16 protein-coding genes are annotated in these 18,617 nt (G+C 40.8%); 10 read left to right on the top strand and 6 right to left on the bottom strand.

Translation table 11 applies throughout. The annotated features are described in order from the left end of the window. Positions 1-7 precede the first annotated feature (7 nt). The 3 genes from NI469_RS03850 to NI469_RS03860 form a co-directional block, all read right to left on the bottom strand. Positions 8-1,441: a trehalose-6-phosphate synthase gene (locus NI469_RS03850; protein ID WP_253174458.1), complete on the bottom strand. Its 1,434-nt coding sequence runs from the start codon at positions 1,439-1,441 to the stop codon at positions 8-10. Next, complete coding sequence (otsB, locus tag NI469_RS03855; RefSeq protein ID WP_253174459.1) at positions 1,398-2,279, bottom strand: trehalose-phosphatase; 882 nt, start codon at positions 2,277-2,279, stop codon at positions 1,398-1,400. Before otsB ends, NI469_RS03850 begins: the two co-directional genes overlap by 44 nt. A 1,064-nt stretch (positions 2,280-3,343) precedes the next feature. Beyond that, the gene (locus NI469_RS03860) at positions 3,344-3,538 is read right to left on the bottom strand and encodes a hypothetical protein (RefSeq protein WP_004730396.1); all 195 of its coding nucleotides are present in this window, start codon (positions 3,536-3,538) and stop codon (positions 3,344-3,346) included. Between the two features lie 503 nt (positions 3,539-4,041). Here NI469_RS03860 and sbmA point away from each other — a divergent pair. The 4 genes from sbmA (at position 4,042) to NI469_RS03880 (ending at position 10,309) form a co-directional block, all read left to right on the top strand. Further along, positions 4,042-5,235: a peptide antibiotic transporter SbmA gene (sbmA, locus tag NI469_RS03865; RefSeq protein WP_005262445.1), complete on the top strand. Its 1,194-nt coding sequence runs from the start codon at positions 4,042-4,044 to the stop codon at positions 5,233-5,235. Between the two features lie 688 nt (positions 5,236-5,923). After that, positions 5,924-6,880: a hypothetical protein gene (locus NI469_RS03870; RefSeq protein ID WP_005262443.1), complete on the top strand. Its 957-nt coding sequence runs from the start codon at positions 5,924-5,926 to the stop codon at positions 6,878-6,880. Positions 6,881-7,343: 463 nt separating this feature from the next. After that, entirely contained in the window at positions 7,344-7,832 is a 489-nt protein-coding gene (locus NI469_RS03875; RefSeq protein ID WP_005262441.1) for a hypothetical protein, read from the top strand. Between the two features lie 488 nt (positions 7,833-8,320). Next, positions 8,321-10,309 carry an ATP-binding protein gene (locus NI469_RS03880; protein ID WP_005262440.1) on the top strand — a complete coding sequence of 663 codons (1,989 nt, stop codon included), beginning with the start codon at positions 8,321-8,323 and terminating at the stop codon, positions 10,307-10,309. A gap of 46 nt (positions 10,310-10,355) precedes the next feature. Here the strand turns inward: NI469_RS03880 and gatB are convergent, their stop codons facing one another. Genes gatB through gatC form a run of 3 tightly spaced genes read right to left on the bottom strand, consistent with a single transcriptional unit; the run spans position 10,356 to position 13,682 of the window. After that, complete coding sequence (gene gatB, locus NI469_RS03885) at positions 10,356-11,837, bottom strand: Asp-tRNA(Asn)/Glu-tRNA(Gln) amidotransferase subunit GatB (protein WP_005262438.1); 1,482 nt, start codon at positions 11,835-11,837, stop codon at positions 10,356-10,358. Further along, positions 11,837-13,315 (bottom strand): Asp-tRNA(Asn)/Glu-tRNA(Gln) amidotransferase subunit GatA, encoded by a 1,479-nt coding sequence (gene gatA / locus NI469_RS03890; protein ID WP_005262437.1) that lies wholly within the window; start codon positions 13,313-13,315, stop codon positions 11,837-11,839. Before gatA ends, gatB begins: the two co-directional genes overlap by 1 nt. Before the next feature lie 52 nt (positions 13,316-13,367). Continuing rightward, positions 13,368-13,682 carry an Asp-tRNA(Asn)/Glu-tRNA(Gln) amidotransferase subunit GatC gene (gene gatC, locus NI469_RS03895; protein WP_005262428.1) on the bottom strand — a complete coding sequence of 105 codons (315 nt, stop codon included), beginning with the start codon at positions 13,680-13,682 and terminating at the stop codon, positions 13,368-13,370. Between the two features lie 132 nt (positions 13,683-13,814). Here gatC and NI469_RS03900 point away from each other — a divergent pair, with 132 nt between their 5' ends. From NI469_RS03900 to NI469_RS03925, 6 genes are all read left to right on the top strand, one after another. Continuing rightward, positions 13,815-14,861: a rod shape-determining protein gene (locus NI469_RS03900; protein WP_004279360.1), complete on the top strand. Its 1,047-nt coding sequence runs from the start codon at positions 13,815-13,817 to the stop codon at positions 14,859-14,861. A 16-nt stretch (positions 14,862-14,877) separates the two neighbouring features. Further along, entirely contained in the window at positions 14,878-15,735 is an 858-nt protein-coding gene (mreC, locus tag NI469_RS03905) for a rod shape-determining protein MreC (RefSeq protein WP_004279362.1), read from the top strand. After that, positions 15,722-16,213, top strand: coding sequence for a rod shape-determining protein MreD (gene mreD / locus NI469_RS03910; RefSeq protein ID WP_005096176.1), 492 nt, complete (start codon positions 15,722-15,724; stop codon positions 16,211-16,213). The genes mreC and mreD overlap by 14 nt, the downstream gene beginning before the upstream one ends. Further along, complete coding sequence (locus tag NI469_RS03915) at positions 16,201-16,767, top strand: Maf-like protein (RefSeq protein WP_005262426.1); 567 nt, start codon at positions 16,201-16,203, stop codon at positions 16,765-16,767. Before mreD ends, NI469_RS03915 begins: the two co-directional genes overlap by 13 nt. 41 nt (positions 16,768-16,808) lie before the next feature. Next, positions 16,809-18,263 (top strand): ribonuclease G, encoded by a 1,455-nt coding sequence (gene rng, locus NI469_RS03920; RefSeq protein ID WP_004646221.1) that lies wholly within the window; start codon positions 16,809-16,811, stop codon positions 18,261-18,263. Between the two features lie 132 nt (positions 18,264-18,395). After that, positions 18,396-18,569 carry a PA1571 family protein gene (locus NI469_RS03925; RefSeq protein ID WP_005262425.1) on the top strand — a complete coding sequence of 58 codons (174 nt, stop codon included), beginning with the start codon at positions 18,396-18,398 and terminating at the stop codon, positions 18,567-18,569. Positions 18,570-18,617 lie beyond the last annotated feature (48 nt).

Here is an 18,617-nt window from a genome sequence, read left to right on the forward strand (position 1 = left end):
TAAAAAGTTAGGCATGCACACTGAACTGGTTTGGAGCTCCTGCAGCCACCGGACGATAGATCCGCAGGCTTTGTGAGTTTTTCAGGTCAGTGATAAACTGATCACGCCAGCGAATAATATCGAAATTTTTCAAGCCTTGGCTTAAATAACGATAGCGCTCTAAACGTTCTGATTTAGACATGCGTAGCGCTTTCTTCAAGGCTTTGGCCATACTGTCATGTTCATAAGGATCGACCAGTAAGGCTTCTTTCATTTGTTCAGCAGCACCGGCATATTTAGATAGAATTAAGACACCCGGATCTAAAGGGTCTTGTGCTGCAATATATTCCTTGGCGACCAGATTCATACCATCCCGGATCGAATTTACCCAGCAAATATCTGCCTTCCGATACAGTTGCATCAAGGCCTCATGACCTAAGGTGTCATAGCTACAATCGAAAGGTAACCAGTCCGCTGTGCCATGCTGGCTATTAAGTTCATGCACGGCAGATTTAAATTGCGTATACAGGTTCTTATAGGTCTTTACATCCAGCCGGCATGGGCAGGCAATTTGTAATTGCTGGAATTGATTTTTAAACTCCGGCTGATCTTCCAGCAAGCTCTGTAAAGATCCGATTTTCTCCAATAAACCTTTACTATAATCAATCCGGTCAACTGAAATGATGGTTTTATAAGGCTGCACGGTCTCCAGGTCAAAGGGAAGCTTTTCCAGATGAGTATCTGAGGCCTGATTCTGTAGTTGCACGGGATGCACACCAATCGGATAGCATTTCACATGAATCTTTCGAGATTGATAATTCAGGATTTCATTGTGACGATGCTGCACTTTTAAGGTCTGTTCAAGGAAATTTAAACAGTTTTCCTGATCGCGAGAGGTCTGTAAACCCAGTACATCGTAGTTGGCCAAATGATGTGCCAGATCACGATGGGCGGGTAAAGTCTGCCAGAGCCTGAGTTCAGGAAAGGGAATATGCAGGAAAAATCCAATACGGTTACGCATGCCCAGTTTACGGCAATAATGCGCCACGCTTAAAAAATGATAATCATGGATCCAGATAATGTCATGTGGAGATGCCACTTGTTTCAGGTGCTTGGCAAAACGCAAATTGACATCCTGATAGATTTTGAAATCCTGCGGCTGATAGTCTACAAGCTGATGCTGGTCGTGCATCAGCGGCCATAATGCATTGTTGGCAAAACCACAATAGAAACCTTGATATTGGGATTCAGTCAATGGACTCGTGTGATATTCAACATTTTGATGCTTCAGGATTTGAAACTTCTGCTCTTTCGTCTGTTCAACTCGGGATCCATTCCAGCCAACCCAGATACCGCCTATATCCTGCAAAGCATCCTGCAATGCCACCGCTAATCCACCTGCCTGGGTATTGTCTGACTTAGGTAGATTTACACGATTTGATAACACTATGAGTTTTGACATGTAATTTCTCCAATAATAATTGTTGTTGTGCTTTCAGTATTTCTAAAAATTCCGCTAGAAAAGCCTGTACTTGAGTCACGTTTTCGAGGCGATGTTGTGCCACGGTATTGCCTGTACCGACTTTGATAGAGCAGCCTTTGAATGTGTTGATGACTTGAAAACCGGCTTCGTCGGTCAGGTCATCTCCGATAAAAATGGGATAATGATCACTTAAGTGATATTGCTGAATGATTTGTTGGATGGCTGAACCTTTATTTGCACCTTTGGGCACCAGTTCAAATACAAACTTTCCAGCCTTAAGTTCAAAATCCTGAAAATGAGCGAGACAATCTAAGGCAAATGCATGCACTTGATGCTCTAAATGGGGATATTCGCGAAAATGCAGGGCGACTGAATAGTCTTTAATTTCTATTCGAGTCTGAGGAATATTATTACTATGATCTGTAATATAATTTTTTAATAATTCAAACGGTTCAGGATTTAACTCAATTAACTTGCTTAAACGCGATTGATAGCTTAATTCCAGACCGTGAGAACCGGCAATATTCCATTCAAATGGATAAATAAGATTTTTGGCTTGTGCAATTGAGCGGCCGGTCACTAATACTAGCTGAATATATTGTTGTAACTCTTTTAAGGTATTTAAGGTTTCGCTCTTAATTATACTTTTTGCTGGATCTGGGTGGAATTCAGAAATGGTTCCATCAATATCAAGAAATAAAACAATTTTGTGAGAATAAATAATAGGTTTGAGCTGATTTAAAATCACTTGAGGTAATATATAAGAAGATGTAGCAAGTGAATCTTCTAGGTCTTGATCTTCTTTGAGAGTCGACATAAATACTACCTAAGCCTCTGAAATTAAATTGATTTAAAAGTTAAAACTACCTGAATGGTCATTGATCTGATTAAATTTATAACATATTTCATTTAACAGACTGGCTTTAAGTGCAGAAACGAAACACTTTTAACAAGTACAGTTACTTTGTAAAATTTAGAAATATTTTGGTAGAAATCCAGTATTGTTAATAAATTTTAAAATAAATTATGAGGATTTTATATTTTAAGGTTTTCTTGGATTGATTGTTTTTCAGGATTTTAGATAATAAGATTTATTATTTAATCGTTATTTTTGAATATGTATTTTGTAATTAATTTTTCAGAATATAGTATTTATTATTAATTTATATTTTATTTTTTAAATATATAGGGAGATTTAATTTTGAGATCCTTTTAAATATAAAAATCTAAAAAAAATTATAAATTAGGCATATGTAATTAAAATATTTAGCTTAAGTTTATGAAAATTAATAATTTTTATAATCGGCTAAGCTGGCTTAAAAGGAAAAGTACTAAAATTGTCTAGAGGGAAATTTCGTATCATCAAATTTTCTTGGGACCAATTGGAGAGCTATACAATTTAAACAGCCTCTTAATTTAGTATCTCAGATTAATTTTTTAATTCTTATTGGCAAATTTTATCGGAGGATAAAAAATCGAAGAAAGACGAACGCCAGTTCTATTACTAAACTCTGAGAATAACTTGAATATTCTTTTTTTGAATCGAAAGGTAGGTGTTAGATGAAGTTGAGCTAAACAGAGAGAAGATATGTAAAGCTATGGTTGTAATGAAAGAGCAGATACAAAACACGAAAAAACAGATCATCAGTGATCTCATATAGATCAAAAAACTAAGTGATGTTTCAATTAAAAGAAATTTTTTTACTCAAATGGATGAATCAATTTAGAAGCAGTAAATGATGAGAGAAGAGGAAAGAAATAATTTTTTGAAAAATAATAAAAGAACAATTAAAGTAAAGAGAAGCTAAGGGCCGTATCATATAAGTAAGTTAAAAAACCAAACTCAGATACAACCCGTCTATTTGCATGAGAGAAAAATACTCAGATTTCTCGCCACACTTCATTTTCGTCTTTTAAAGGAATGGTAAAGTTAAAGTCATCATCATTACTGACCAGAAGACTGGTTGGAGTCTGCATGACCACTTTCAAAACAGTACCGGCTTCAAAAATAATAGGGTCGCAGTTTTCTTTTTGTAGAGTCACCGGTTTAAGTAATTCAATTACTGAACTTTCCATAGTTTTTTCCAAAATAAGATTACTTTTCGATAATTAAATCATAGCATGATTTTTGAAAATTTAACTGTTTCTTCAAAAACTGAGAACTTGATCAATGACTTATTCAAATAGGGAGTAGTGCTCTATTTAGATTAAAGATACCTAGAAGACATGCAGTATGTCTGATTTTCATCCTATTCTCGCAGTGCTCAGAAGCATGAAGTTCTTTTACATAAACCCGACAGATAACAGGCATAAAAAAGTCTATCAAAATAACGAAAGGTCAAAAATATTATGATTTTTCTGTTTTTTGATATCGCTCGGCTAAATGATAAAAATCGAGAATATAAGGAAAATCATAACGCAGAGCTGAATGATAAAAATAATTTTCTAGAGACTCGATATCTTTCTATCCTTTTTTACACTAAATTGAAAATTAATGCTTTATAACAGTAAAAATCTAAAATAAGAATAAACTATGCGTCATTTGGATGACCAAGAGACATAAGGAGAACTGGGTCGGCATGTTTAAGTCATTTTTCCCGCAACCCGTCTGGTTTTTTAGCAGCCTGATTTTGTGGTTTATCATTAATCTTGTACTTTGGCATAGTGGTGGATCAGGATGGGGAACCTATCTGGGTTTTCCTGAAGGTTATTTTGATGAAAAGCTTACAATCGGTATCGGGCGTTTCTGGTCAGCTCAATTCATCTGGTTCTATCTCTGGTATTTCATTGCAACTACGATATTTGCGCTGTTCTGGCAATGGAAAGCCGGACACCGATGGCAGCGCTGGTCGGTCTGGGGCTCGGCATTTATTCTGTTTAATATCTGGTTCGGGGTACAGGTCAATGTCGTATTAAATGAATGGTATAGCCCGTTTTATGATCAGATTCAACAAATGCTCACTAAGGGTGGTGGGGATGTTTCATTGCTGTATCAAGGCGCATTAACCTTTATTTATATTGCGATGGTTTATGTCACTTTAGCGGTATTTAACCTGTTTTTTGTCAGTCATTATGTCTTCCGCTGGCGTACCGCGATGAATGATTATTACACCGCACATTGGGAGCAGTTACGTCATATTGAAGGTGCATCACAACGTATCCAGGAAGATACCATGCGCTTTGCCAAAACCACGGAGCAGTTAAGTGTTTCCTTGATTGAAGCGCTGATGTTGCTGATGGCATTCCTGCCGATCTTATATCAGCTCTCTAGTCATGTGAAAGTTTTACCAATTGTAGGGGAAATACCGCATGCTTTAATGTGGGCCTCGATTGGTTGGGCGGTATTGGGTACGGTCATTTTGATGGTCGTGGGAATGAAGCTGCCCGGACTGGAGTTTAATAACCAGAAAGTTGAGGCAGCCTATCGTAAAGAGCTGGTCTATGGCGAAGACTATGCTGATCGCGCACATCCGCTGACATTACAAGAACTGTTTAGCCGAGTACGCTGGAATTATTTCCGGTTGTATTTTCACTATGCTTATTTCAACATGGTTCGGATCTGGTACTTGCAGTTGGACAATATTTACGGATTATTTATTCTGTTTCCAAGTATTGCAGCAGGGGCAATTACCCTCGGTTTAATGATGCAAATCCTAAATGTGTTTGGCAAAGTGCGAGAATCTTTCCAGTACCTGATTTTGTCTTGGCCGACGATTATTGAACTGATGTCGATCTATAAACGGTTGAAAGCATTTGAATCACATATTGATTAATTTTTTCTCATATTATTATCCTGCTTTATTAGCCAAACAGTTTTAGGTTTGGCTTTTTTTATGGCGAGTTAGTTTACAAAATCCAATGGAAAATATCGATCTGACCGTTGGTCAGATGACTTGGGTAAATCGTGTCAGAACCTCCCAATATTGGGGTATTCAGATATTTTTTTCTTGTCTAGAATCCTAAGGGCCAGCCAAGATGGCGTTTAATTTCCGGTGGTTTGACGTATAAAAATAACAAGTGTACGTTGAGGAAATTATTCTTATGCTGATCTTGTTCAGGCAATGTTACAGCGGATAAAAGGTAAATTTATTACCCATTATAATAAAGGCCTGTAGCGTTCCCTGAATAAGCCGCCGGAGAAGGACTCACCGCTTTCTTCGGTTTTTTATGTGTTTTTTCTATCTTTTTCTTGAGTCCTGAATGGAATTGTTTATTATTTGAACTGATTTAAAAATGATACTTGTGTCAATTTTTATCACATGAAGCTTGGCATAATCAGCAAAGTTGAGGCTGATATGTGCCTTTTTACCATTTAAATATTATAGTTATCAATATCTTGTGTTTGTTGTTTTGTGCTATTTAAGCTATGTTATACGGGATTTTGGGGTTGAGATATTTGCTGTGAAGCTAAAAGTAATAATTCTAATAATAGGGGCAGCAGCTTTAGCTGGATGTAATAGCGTGAACCGGTTGAAATCAGAGGTGTTACATCCTTTTGCCAGTCCGGAAGAACTAATTGCCAAACGGGCTTTGAATCAACGTGATGGTAGTGCAAAAGATTATATTTATCTTTGGGGACAAGCCCAGAAAAATAATACGACTCAGGCCATGTATCCGCGTTCGATACTAACGCAATATTGTCATGAACAAGGCGGTAAATTTTCCCTATTGTATAGAAGTAATTTTAATGCCGTGGCAGATCTTGCCCAACGTAAACGCCTGAGTACAAACCGAGGTGTGATACAGGGCAGCGGCGCCTATCAGTGTCGTATGGATGGCCTGGCTGAAAGCTGGATCGTCTCGATCGAGCCGGTTTCTGAACGACAGGTCGATAAAACCAGCCAGAACCGTAGCGTTCGATTGCTGACCAAGTTGATGGGTGCGACTGAGGCAAGAAACTTTTACCTTGCTGCAAATAAGAACACTGTTGCTACCCAGAAAAAGACCGCTGCATCGATAAAAACGCCTGTAACGAAGAGCACGAATGAACTTAAAGAATCAGCGCGTAAAGAGCAGGAAAGGAAAGAATTAGAGAGAAAGGAATTAGAAAGAAAAGAGCTAGATAAAAAACAGATCGCGACGACGGTAGTCCCCGTGAGAGCTTCAGTGGTAGAAACACCCCAACAGCAGCAGATGAAGCTCTATGTGGCAGCACGCCGTGATATTAATAGTGGGAAAAACCTGAATAATGCCTGTAATAATGCCCAGCGCGCCTATAATTATGGCAAATTGCAGGGGACTGAGGGAACACGTGTTTATACTGAATCAGGGATGCTGGTCGCGCGCTGTCTGAATAGTATTCCGGCCTATGCCAACCGTTTCCCGAATGCTAAAGCTCAGGCCAAGCGTGTGCTACAGAATCTGTCTAACAACTATAATCATAGTGGTGCGAAGAATATGTTGAGACAGATCAAATAAGCACTGCATTAAACGCATTTAATCCAGAATCCGTATGATGATTTTGATTCACCAGAAGATGGGATAAAAAATCAGTTCAATCAGGTCGGATATAGAGGATGAGATCCGACTGCGTTTGCTGGGCAAGTCGCGCGATTCGAACATCCATCTTCGAAAAACAGGATGGATCAATAACAATACGGTCAAGCTAAAGAACACAACCAGTCTCCAAGGAAGGATGCTGTTGAAGGTGTTTGCAGTCATCATGATTATTTTTTTGTTTGAATTTGAATAATAACGCTAAGTTTACTCGATCAATATCACCATCTAATGAATAGCATGATGGGATGAAATTTTTCATCTGAATTAATTTTAAATCCAGTTCATGTTTTACAGAGTTCTATCAGTATATTTCCTTTTTACATGATACAAAGAAGCTATTTTCAGCGCCAAAATGCTGATGTCATATTAAAAGGAAGTGGTGATGGGTTTAAAAAGTTCTTCTCGTATTCGTTCATTTTTTCTAGGTGCAGCATTGTTGGGAGCAGCACAGGTTACGATGGCGGGCCCAACGGTCGATCAGCTGAGTGACTGTTTAATGAAATCGACGACAGCGACCGATAAAACCACAGTGTTGCAATGGACATTTGTGGCATTGGGCAATCATCCGGACTTAAAGGCTTTTAGCAATGTGACTGCGACTCAAAAGGAAGCATTAGACAAGAATCTGGCGACGGTGTTGCAGCGCATTTTAGTGGAGCAATGTTCAGCACAGACCAAGGCGGTGATTCAAGCTGAAGGTTTACAGGCTGTGGGCGATAGTTTTCAGGCTTTGGGTAAAACCACAGGCGAGGAAATTTTAAAGAATCCTGAAATCAATAATCAGCTCAAAGGTGTGTTGCGTTATATTGATCTAAATCGGTTGGTCACAACATTTTTAACGCCAGATTTGATGAATAAGTTGGGATTGTGAACTGGTTTTTTTAATCACCTCTCCCTAGCCCTCTCCTTTCAGGAGAGGGAATTTCCAATATTAAATTGTTGCTGTTATATGATCAGTAATGATTGCTCCTTCTCCCTATGGGAGAGGGCTGGGGGGAGGGCAAACTACAACAAAGCAGGATAAAACTTCTCAAACTCTTCATTCACCGCTTCATCTCGCAGTAAATAGCCTTTCGGTTGTATATAACTATAAATTTCCCGTGCAGGCTGTTCATGCCAACCAATGTTAAATGCACAGAGTTTTGAGAAAAACTGTAAATGGCTGTGGTTTAGGTTTTTAGGAATCTAAGAAGAACGTTGTTGTTAGGAACTTTATGCTTTCTTTAATTATAGAAAGGCATAATTAACTTACTAGATTAGATTGTGAAGTTAGTCAAAATTGAGAAATTAAATAAATTTTTTGATACAATATTTAGTTTAAGTATTTAAATTTAAATAATATTTATAATGAGGGTTCGTGTGAAAGATCAAATTACACCTGGGATGCATTCGAAATTTAATTTGAGTAGATTTAAAGCTGCTGAAAAATCCATTTTAAATAGAATGAAAGATCATTGGTATCTTACTTCTAGTGGAGATAGATCGAAAATTTCTGCTTCGGTATATGATTATTTCTTGGTAAAGCCTACGAGTTTTTTTACTGAACAATTTAATTTAGATAGAGAAATCGTTTGCGTATTCAGTCCTTATGAAAAATTTGAACCTAGAACATTAGATGCAGTTAATCATATAGCCGACACTTTAGGGAATAAATCACGCTTAGAAAGTATATGTTTGATCCTAATCAGCAAAGATGATGAAATTGAAGAAAAGGTGAAAAAATTTTATGGAAATGATCCTGATAAAAAAATAATTATACCATTCTCATATAGTGAAATTTATAAATCTGAGGGTAACGATTTATACCAAGATAAATTAAGAAGATTATTCTATTCAAAAGATTTATTTGCTTTTAACTCTCCTTTAAAGAAAGATTTACAATTTTTTGGCCGTTCTCAATTGGTTACTGAATTAATCCAAAAACATAATGCTTCTGAACACACCAGTATTTTTGGATTACGAAAAAGTGGAAAAACATCGGTTGTTTATGCAGTTCAACGGAAATTAGATTTAGAAAATAAAAAATATATTTCGCTAGACTGTGAAAGCCCTTCTATTCATGGTTTGAGGTGGAATCATTTATTATTAAAAATTATATCAGCATATAAAAAATTGAAAAATTCAAACCTTAGAATTGATCAAGAAAAATATAATGGATTAGAGTGCGCTACACAGTTCAAAGAAGACTTTTTGAAAATTTATAACTCTACAAAACTCGAAAAAGTCTTAATTGTTTTTGATGAAATTGAGCGTATTACTCCTTATACAGCTTCATCTGAACATTGGAAAAATGGGAATGATTTCATATTATTTTGGCAAACACTAAGATCTGTCTATCAAGAGCATAATTATTTGTATACATATATGCTTGTTGGTACAAATCCAAATAGTGTAGAAAAATCGCATTTTTTTGAACATGATAACCCTATATATGCATCTATTTCGATTCATTACTTACCAAGTTTTACATTCGAGCAAGTAAAGGAAATGGTGAATACTTTAGGTAATTTAATGGGATTATATTTTGATGCAGAAATATGTGTAAAGTTAAAAAATGATTGCGGTGGACACCCATTCTTAATACGACAGATATGTAGTTTTATTCACAAAAAACTAAATGGTAAAAGACCGATTGTCATAGACAAAGTTTCATATAATCAAGCTATTGCAGATTATAAAAGTACCTTGTATGAATATTTTGATATGATGCTTAATGTTTTAGGGACTTGGTATCCTGATGAATATGAGTTGCTGATTTCTTTAGCTTTAGGTGATAAAGATACATTTGATTTTTATGCACAAGAGATTCCATCATATGTAGATCATTTAATTAAGTTTGGTTTGATTGAAAGAAGTCAATTTGGTGAGTATTCTCTTAATCTAGAATCTTTAGATGAATATCTAAAAGAAAAAAATAAGTTTAAAAAGCTTGTGTTATCTGATGAAGATAAACAACAAGAGATATCTTTGCGTCGCAATCGGTTGGAGAAAAAGTTACGAGAAATATCATGTAATGTTTTAAAAATCATACATGGTAAAAAAGGTTTAGAGAAAATTTTCTCTGCTTTGCCTGAAAAAAGAAGAGAAGTACTAAAAAGTCATACTTTAGAATCTATTTTACATCCTACAAAGTCACCTCTTTTCTTTCTTGAGTTAATGAATTTGATATCTAGAGAGTGGGCGAGTTTTTCTAACATATTTGAAAATCTTGATAAAAACAGATTTACGATTATGATGAATGATATTAATGGCTTACGTGTAGATGCTCACGCTAAGGAAGTGGATAAACATGATTTTGAGCAGATAAGATTACATTTTGAAAAATTCGAAAAAACATTAGATTACTAGAAGAAAACCCGCTCTAAAGCGGGTTTTCTTTTAAGAAAAAATCAGATTAACCAATCAATTTCTTCATTAATTCATTCACTTGCGCAGGGTTGGCTTTCCCTTTTGCAGCTTTCATCACTTGACCCACAAGACCGTTGAAAGCTTTCTCTTTACCAGATTTATACTCTTCAACCATCTTCTCGTTCGCAGCAAGCACGTCTTTAATAATTGCTTCAATCGCGCCTGTATCAGTTTCCTGTTTCAAGCCTTTTTCCGCAATAATCTCGTCCGCAGATTTGCCTTCGTCCCACATAAAGCCGAATACTTGCTTCGCGATCTTACCGTTAATCGTGTTGTCCACAATACGCGCGATCATGCCGCCAAGTTTTTCAGCCGATACAGGAGAGTCCGCCAAATCTAAGCCTGCTTTGTTGAGCGCCCCTGAGAATTCGCCCATCACCCAGTTTGCAGCAATCTTACCTTGCGCAGCACCGCCAGCAGCCTTAACCACTTCTTCATAAAACTCTGACATTTCACGTGTAAGCGTAAGCACGTGTGCATCGTACTCAGTCACACCAAAGTCAGCTACAAAACGCGCACGACGTGCCGCAGGAAGCTCAGGCATGGTTGCTTTAATTGCTTCGATTTGCTCATCAGCAATCACTACAGGCAACAAGTCTGGGTCAGGGAAATAGCGGTAATCGTTGGCTTCTTCTTTCGAACGCATTGAACGGGTTTCCATCTTCACAGGGTCGAACAGACGCGTTTCCTGATCGATGGTGCCATCCCAGTCTAGAATTTCCATTTGACGTTCAATTTCAACATTGATCGCCTGTTCAATGAAACGGAATGAGTTCAGGTTTTTCAATTCACAACGTGTACCGAACGGTTGACCCGGACGACGTAAAGACACGTTACAGTCACAGCGGAATGAACCTTCCGCCATGTTGCCGTCAGAAATGCCTAACCAGCGAACAAGGGTGTGGATCGCTTTAATATAGGCAACGGCTTCTTCAACCGAACGCATATCTGGTTCAGATACGATTTCAAGCAACGGTGTACCTGCACGGTTTAAGTCGATACCTGACATACCTTCGAACTGGTCATGAATCGATTTACCTGCATCTTCCTCAAGGTGCGCACGCGTTACGCCAATGCGTTTAACCGTGCCATCTTCAAGCTGGATATCGATATGACCTAAGCCCACAATCGGGTTGTCCATCTGGCTGATCTGATAGCCTTTTGGAGAATCGGGGTAGAAGTAGTTCTTACGTGCAAATACAGAAGCCTGATCGATATACGCATCGATACCTAAACCAAAGCGAATCGCAAGATCAACCACTTCTTTGTTCAAAACCGGCAATACGCCCGGCATAGCTAAATCAACCAGGCTGGCTTGGGTGTTTGGATCATTACCAAAAACAGTCGATGAACCTGAGAAAATTTTGGTATTGGTGGCAAGCTGAGTGTGAATCTCGATACCAATAACGACTTCCCAACCATCAATCAGGTTGGACTTCGGTTTAGCCGATTTTTGAGCTTGAGCCATTATGCGTTCTCCTCAGCAATTGCAGCGCGTTTGGTGTGCCAATCTGTTGCTTGTTGATACTGGTGTACCACAGACAACAATTGAGATTCTGACCAGTAATTACCAATCAGCTGTAAGCCAACTGGCAAGTTGTTCTGGTCAAAACCGACAGGCGCGTTAATCGCAGGAAGCCCTGCCAGGTTTACCGCAAGCGTATAAATATCGCCCAGGTACATTTCAACCGGGGTTAAATCCGCACCAATTTTATAGGCAGTCGTTGGCGCAGAAGGTGCTGCGATGACATCGACCGATTCAAATGCTTTGAGGAAATCCTGCTGAATTAAACGACGTACTTTCTGTGCTTTTACATAGTAAGCATCGTAATAACCTGCAGACAGGGCATACGTACCAATCAGGATACGGCGTTGCACTTCTGCACCAAAACCTTCTGAACGTGAGCGTTTGTACAGGTCCATCAGGTCCACCGGGTTTTCTGCGCGATAGCCATAACGCACGCCGTCATAACGTGACAGATTTGAAGAGGCTTCAGCAGGCGCGATCAGATAATAAGTCGGCACATAGCTTTCAGTCATGTCGAGATCAACCTCAACCAGAATTGCGCCCATGTCCTCCAGTTTTTTTAAGGATTCTTCAACACGTGCTTTTACGTCTGCATCCAGACCTTCCACATTGAAGTATTGCTTTGGAATACCAATACGCAAGCCTTTTACCGATGTAGCGTTCAGATTTGCCACATAGTCATCAACGTCTTTGTCCATTGAGGTTGAATCTTTGGCATCATGGCCGGCCATCACATTCATCAGGTAAGCGCAGTCTTCAGCCGAACGCGCCATCGGACCGCCTTGATCCAGTGATGATGCATAAGCAATCATACCGAAACGCGATACACGGCCATAGGTTGGTTTAAGGCCGGTGAGGCCACAGAATGACGCAGGTTGGCGAATAGAACCACCGGTATCAGTACCAGTTGCAAATGGTGCTAAATCCGCTGCCACAGCTGCTGCAGAGCCACCAGAAGAGCCGCCAGGGACATGACCCAGGTTCCAAGGGTTAGCCGTTGCGCCGTAATATGAGTTCTCAGAGGTTGAACCCATCGCGAATTCGTCCATGTTCACTTTACCTAAAGTGACCAGGCCCGCAGCTTTGCCTTTCGCTACTACGGTTGCATCGTAAGGAGAGATAAAATTGTCCAGCATTTTTGAACCGGCAGTGGTCTTGATGCCTTGGGTACAGAAAATGTCTTTGTGGGCAACTGGCACACCAGTCAGGGCAGAGGCATTGCCAGCTTTGATTGCAGCATCGGCAGCATCAGCTTCAGCTAATGCCTGTTCAGCAGTTACCGTCACATAAGCCTTCACCTGTACATCAATTTTTGCGATGCGCTTTAAGTAGTGTTCAGTCAATTCGCGAGATGAAAACTGGGCATTTGCCAGACCTTCACTAAGTTCACGAATGGATAAGCGATGTAAATCTGTCATGAGAAATAATTCTTTACGTTTAATTTAATAAAAAGAATGAACTGGGTAGTAATTACTCAATCACGCGCGGTACGAGGTACAAGCCATCCTGAACAGCTGGTGCAACTGCTTGGTATTGCTCACGATGATTGGTTTCGGTAACCACATCATCACGTAGCGGCTGAGGGTGGTCGAAAGGGCTTTTCAGGGGTTCAATACCGTCGGTATTGATGCCTTTCAGGGTTTCCATCATGCCTAAAATTTTATTTAAACTTTGAGCATATTCAGCAGATTGCGTATCATTGAGAGATAACCTTGCAAGGTTGGCAATGGCTGAAACTGTTTCTGCACTTAAATCTGCAGAATGCTGTGCATCCGATGTAGACATAATATTACCTAATCAGTATTAAAAAAATTCAAATTATCATGCGTTATGATAAGCGATTGACTTGTCCAAATCATCACATTTAGTTAAAGTGGCCACCTTGCGTCCATATAAAGTTTAACTGAGAACGTCCCCGTGATTCTAAAACGACTAATAGGCTTGTTTTCGCCCGATCTTGCCATTGATTTAGGTACAGCAAATACACTTATTTATGCGCCAGGACGAGGCATTATATTAAATGAACCGACGGTTGTAGCCATCCGTCATAGTGGTTCACATAAAATTGTTGCGGCAGTCGGTCTTGAAGCGAAGCAAATGCTAGGTCGTACCCCAGCCAATATCTCAGCGATCCGTCCTATGAAAGACGGTGTGATTGCGGATTTTGAAGTCACTGAGACCATGCTGAATCAGTTTATTCGCAAAGTACATGAAAACCGTTTATTTACTCCGGCACCGCGTGTCGTTGTCTGTGTACCATGTAAATCAACCCTTGTTGAGCGCCGTGCCATTCGTGAAGCCGTGTTTAATGCGGGCGCACGTGATGTACGTTTAATCGAAGAGCCGATGGCAGCAGCGATTGGTGCAGGTATGCCAGTTGAGCAGGCTTGTGGTTCGATGGTGGTCGATGTGGGCGGTGGTACTACTGAAATTGCGATTATCTCGCTGCAGGGTTGTGTTTATGCCGATTCTTTACGTATTGGCGGTGATGTCTTTGATGAGCAGATCATTAACTATGTGCGTAAAGCGCATGGCTGTGTGATCGGCGAAACCACGGCTGAAGTAATCAAAAAAGAAGTGGGTATGGCGTTGCCAGATGAAGGTGCTAAACCGCTTGAAATTGAAGTTCGTGGCCGTAACCTCGCAGAAGGTGTGCCTCGCGCAATCGTGGTTAATTCTGACGAAGTCACCCAAGCGATTTCTGATCCATTACAAAACATCGTGTCTGCGGTGAAATCTGCTTTAGAACATACCCCTCCTGAGCTTTCTTCGGACATCGCTGAACGTGGTATCGTGTTAACTGGTGGTGGTGCATTACTGCGTAACCTGGACAAGCTGCTTGCCAAAGAAACTGGCCTGCCGGTGGTGGTGGCAGAAGATCCACTATCATGCGTGACACGTGGTGGCGGCAAGGTACTCGAATTTTTCGACAACCCAAATCATGACATGTTATTCGTAGGCTAAGAAAAGGATCCGGCGGGTGCAAGCACATCTGTTTTCTCGACAACCGCCATCTTTTCGCTCTTTTATCATTGCATTGGTAACATGCTTGGTGGTGCTTTTCTTTGATTGGCGCATGCCGCATGTTGTTCAACCTGCAAGGGATGTCCTGTACGCTGCTTATAATCCTATTTATGCGGTGGCCAGCTATCCGGTATTGTCGCGAGAGTGGTTGAATCAACAAACCAAGTCTGAAGCTCAATTGCGTCGGGAAAATACCGCGATGCAGGCCGAGCTGTTACAGGCACAGGTACGCTTACAAAAAATCTCTGAACTTTCTGCTGAAAATACCCGTTTGCGCGGTCTATTGGACACGCCGCTGATCATTGATGGGCGTATTGAAATTGCCGAAGTGATTGGCACCGATGCCGATCCTTTAAGACATATCATTGTGATCAACCGGGGTTCAAATAACGAGCTGAAAGTCGGGCAAACCGTACTGGATGACAAGGGGATTATGGGACAGATTATTAATGTCTATCCGCATAGTAGCCGGGTCATGCTGTTGTCTGATAAAGAACATTCATTGTCAGTACGTCTGGAACATACAGGTATGCGTGCCATTGTCTCGGGTACGGGTGATCTGGGACGTTTAAAAATGGAATATGTACCGACCAGCGCCAATATCAAGGTCGGTGAAAAAGTCTATAGTTCGGGCTTGGGCCAACATTTTCCGGCAGGTTATCTGGTAGGGCAGGTGTCCAAAGTACAACGGCATAATTCCGGTGAATTTGCCCAGATTGATGTGACGCCTGCAGCCCAACTCGCCGGTGGACATCATGTGGTGGTGTTATTTTCCGATTCATTAGCGATGGAGCAACCGCATGTCAATCGCTAAGATGAAATCCAGAAAGCATCGTGATCCCTTATTTGCCATCGTCATTTCGGTGATCGTGGCTTCGATTTTGATGGTCTATCCACTTTCTTATACCCTCTCGGGCTGGCGCCCGCTGTTTATGCTGATGGTGATGCTATTCTGGGTGTTGTGTCAGCCGACCTGGTGCGGGATATGGTTTGCCTTTGGTACCGGTATTTTTATTGATTTGCTGCTGGACGCACCTTTAGGTCTGAATGCCCTCAGCTTTATTATTATTGCCTTTTTAGCCCGATTCCTGACTCGTGAACGCCGTATCCTGACCTTTAATAATCTCTGGGTGATTACGGGGCTGGCAATTGTTGCGCATTTGTTGATGATCTTTTTTGCCCAGATTGTGGCAGGCGTGCAATTTTCTTTTGCCCGGCACTGGATTCCAATGCTGACCAGTATTCTGGTTTGGCCTGTTCTCTATTATATGTTGAAAAAATGGCGCATATAGTTCTCGCTTCCAGCTCACCTCGGCGTTGTGAGTTATTACAGCAGCTCGGACTGAGCTTTGATATCTACAGTCCGGATATCGATGAATCTGTGCGTGAAGGTGAATCCGTCGCGGCTTATGTTGAACGTCTGGCACGAGCCAAGGCTGATGCAGTGGCCGAGCGTTATCCAGATGCGATCATCATTGCTGCGGATACCAGTCTGGGGGTCGATAGTGAGATTTTGGGTAAACCAGAATCCAAGCAACATGCCATTGAAATGTGGACAAAAATCTCCGGTCGGTGGCATGATGTCTATAGCGGTGTCTGTGTTCGTACAAAAGATGAAAAATACAGTATAGTGGTACGTACGCAGGTCGAATTTCAAATCCTGAGTGCCGCAGACATGGAAAGTTACTGGGCCACAGGTGAGCCGCTGGGGAAAGCCGGGGCTTATGCGATTCAAGGAATTGCAGCACGTTATATTCCAAAAATACAAGGCAGCTATTCCAATGTGGTCGGCTTGCCGCTCTATGAAACCGTACAGTTATTACAGACAGTTAAGGCACTAAATTAACTGCTGATAAAAAGAATTTTTATAATGTTTTGAGTGTAATTATGTCTGACGAGTTATTGATTAACGTCACGCCGATGGAATGTCGGGTCGCGTTGATTGAAAACGGCACGGTCAATGAACTGTTTGTTGAGCGTACGGCCAAGCGTGGCTTGGTCGGTAATGTCTATAAAGGCAAAGTGGTACGGGTCTTGCCGGGTATGCAGGCTGCGTTTGTGGATATTGGCCTGTCCAGAACGGCATTTTTGCATATCAATGATATGGTCTGGCCCCGCAATCAACCGACGCCGAATGTCTTTGAGCTACTTCAACCGGGACAAGTCCTCACGGTTCAGGTGATGAAGGATATGCTCGGTACCAAAGGCGCACGCCTGTCTACCGATCTCTCTATTCCTTCGCGTTATTTGGTGCTGATGCCATATGGCAATCATATCGGTGTATCGCAACGGATTGAATCCGAGGAAGAGCGCAATCGCTTGCGTTCGATCATTGAGCGGATTCAGGCAGAACATAAGCTGCCAGGTTCAGTGATTGTACGTACTGCGGCAGAAGGGATTGAAGAAGAAGCCATTGCACAGGATATGGCTTATCTGGCCAAGCTTTGGGAATATATCCAGCGCAAGCAAAAGATTATTGCAGTACCGTCTTTGATCTTTGAAGAATTGCCTTTGCCGCAACGGGTGATTCGTGATCTGGCCAATGAAGAAACTGCTAAAATTTACGTGGATTCACGTGAAATTCATGCCAAGCTGCAGGAATTTGTCGAAGAATTTGTCCCGAATATGAAAGACCGTTTGCTGCATTATCCGGGCGAGCGGCCAATTTTTGACTTGTATAATGTCGAAGAAGACCTGCAAAAGGCATTGCAAACTCGAGTCGCATTGAAGTCTGGCGGTTATCTGATGATTGACCAGACGGAAGCCATGGCCACAATTGATGTCAATACCGGTTCTTATGTTGGTGGACGTTCGCTGGAAGATACGGTTTTTAAAACCAATATGGAAGCGACGGATGTTATCGCGCGTCAGTTACGGCTGCGTAATCTCGGCGGCATTATTATCATCGACTTCATTGATATGCAGGAAGCGCAGCATCGTGAAGAAGTGATGAAACAGTTTGAGCGCATGTTAGAACGTGACCACGCCAAGACCAAGATTACTCAGGTATCAGAACTGGGCTTGGTGGAAATGACCCGGAAACGCACCCGTGAGTCGCTGGAACATCTGCTGTGCGAGTCTTGTCCGACCTGTCAAGGACGCGGTTATGTCAAAACAGCCGAGTCAGTATGTTACGAAATATTCAGGGAGATTCTGCGTTATGCTCGTGCTTATGAGTCACAGAGTGGCTTTACTGTCGTTGCGCATCCGGCTGTTATTGATCGTTTATTAACAGCAGAAGCGCCTGCAGTCGCTGATCTAGAACATTTCATTAATCGCGTGATTAAGTTCCAGGTGGAAAATCTGTATACGCAAGAGCAATACGATATCATTCTCAGCTGAAATTGTAACAGAATATCGTTAAACACTTGTTACATCTGAAATTTTACAATCGGGCCTTTATTTACAATACTAGATGCATGAATTAGCCAAAGCCGTTTCTCCCAGTTTCAGGCTTAGCAAAAGGAGTGTGTGATGAGTATGAGTAAAGCAGTAATCCATAAAGGCCTAAAACACGTATTAGAACCAAAGACTGTACATGCGGGATATATCGTCGATGAGCGCGGTAATGAAGTTCAGATTACCGCAACCATGATCCGTAACGTCTGTCATCAATTATTACAACAGTGCCGTACCATTAAAAGCTGATTGTATTTGTGTATTGTTTCTAACTTATCAAAAAATGATTTGGATAGA

Origin of the sequence: Acinetobacter lwoffii (assembly GCF_024129735.1) — a bacterium.
GTDB lineage: Bacteria > Pseudomonadota > Gammaproteobacteria > Pseudomonadales > Moraxellaceae > Acinetobacter > Acinetobacter lwoffii_H.